Here is a 1,707-nt window from a genome sequence, read left to right as displayed (position 1 = left end):
GGATTGAGAAGTCTGCTGGAGGTATCACGAGTGCGAATGCTGACATGAGTAACGATAAGGGGAGTGAAAAACTCCCCCGCCGGAAGACCAAGGTTTTCTGTTCTACGTTAATCGGAGCAGAGTGAGTCGGCCCCTAAGGCGAGGCGGAAACGCGTAGTCGATGGGAAACGGGTTAATATTCCCGTACCGGATATGGTTGCGATGGGGGGACGAAGAAGGCTAGGTGAGCCAGGCGTTGGTTGTCCTGGTGAAAGCATGTAGGCCGAGGAATCAGGCAAATCCGGTTCCTCTGAGGTCGAGATGCGAGACGAACTGACTACGGTCAGGAAGTTGCCGATGCCACGCTTCCAGGAAAAGCCTCTAAGCTTCAGATCATATGCGACCGTACCCCAAACCGACACAGGTGGTCAGGTAGAGAATACCAAGGCGCTTGAGAGAACTCGGGTGAAGGAACTAGGCAAAATGGCACCGTAACTTCGGGAGAAGGTGCACCGGTTTGAGTGAAGGACTTGCTCCGTAAGCTCTTACCGGTCGAAGATACCAGGTGGCTGCAACTGTTTATTAAAAACACAGCACTCTGCAAACGCGCAAGCGGACGTATAGGGTGTGACGCCTGCCCGGTGCCGGAAGGTTAATTGATGGGGTTAGGATTCGTCCGAAGCTCTTGATCGAAGCCCCGGTAAACGGCGGCCGTAACTATAACGGTCCTAAGGTAGCGAAATTCCTTGTCGGGTAAGTTCCGACCTGCACGAATGGCGTAATGATGGCCACGCTGTCTCCACCCGAGACTCAGTGAAATTGAAATCGCAGTGAAGATGCTGTGTACCCGCGGCTAGACGGAAAGACCCCGTGAACCTTTACTATAGCTTTACACTGGATGCTGATGTTGTCTGTGTAGGATAGCTGGGAGGCTTGGAAACCTGGGCGCTAGCTCAGGTGGAGCCAACCTTGAAATACCAGCCTGACATCATTGGCGTTCTAACTCAGGTCCCTTATCGGGATCGAGGACAGTGTATGGTGGGTAGTTTGACTGGGGCGGTCTCCTCCTAAAGAGTAACGGAGGAGCACGAAGGTACCCTCAGCACGGTTGGAAATCGTGCATTGAGTGCAAGAGCATAAGGGTGCTTGACTGCGAGACAGACACGTCGAGCAGGTACGAAAGTAGGTTCTAGTGATCCGGTGGTTCTGTATGGAAGGGCCATCGCTCAACGGATAAAAGGTACTCCGGGGATAACAGGCTGATACCGCCCAAGAGTTCACATCGACGGCGGTGTTTGGCACCTCGATGTCGGCTCATCACATCCTGGGGCTGAAGTCGGTCCCAAGGGTATGGCTGTTCGCCATTTAAAGTGGTACGCGAGCTGGGTTTAGAACGTCGTGAGACAGTTCGGTCCCTATCTGCCGTGGGCGTCGGAAGTTTGAGAAGAGCTGCTCCTAGTACGAGAGGACCGGAGTGGACGAACCTCTGGTGTTCGGGTTGTCACGCCAGTGGCATTGCCCGGTAGCTACGTTCGGACGGGATAACCGCTGAAAGCATCTAAGCGGGAAGCCCCCTTCAAGATGAGACTTCCCTGAGGCCTTGCGCCTCCTGAAGGGCCCTTGAAGACTACAAGGTTGATAGGCTGGGTGTGGAAGCACAGCAATGTGTTGAGCTAACCAGTACTAATTGCCCGTGAGGCTTGACCATATAACACCCAAGGGGTTTGC

General features: G+C 53.9%; 1 rRNA gene. It reads left to right on the top strand.

Features of this window, described 5'->3' with window-relative positions:
• A 23S ribosomal RNA gene (locus CFN46_RS17335) occupies nt 1–1,687 on the top strand; the annotation flags it as partial.
• Between the last annotated feature and the right edge of the window lie 20 nt (nt 1,688–1,707).

Source organism: Cobetia sp. QF-1 (genome assembly GCF_002213105.1).
GTDB classification, from domain to species: Bacteria; Pseudomonadota; Gammaproteobacteria; order Pseudomonadales; family Halomonadaceae; genus Cobetia; species Cobetia crustatorum.
The sequence above is the reverse complement of the archived record's forward strand: the minus strand, read 5'-3'. Positions and strand labels throughout refer to the sequence as shown.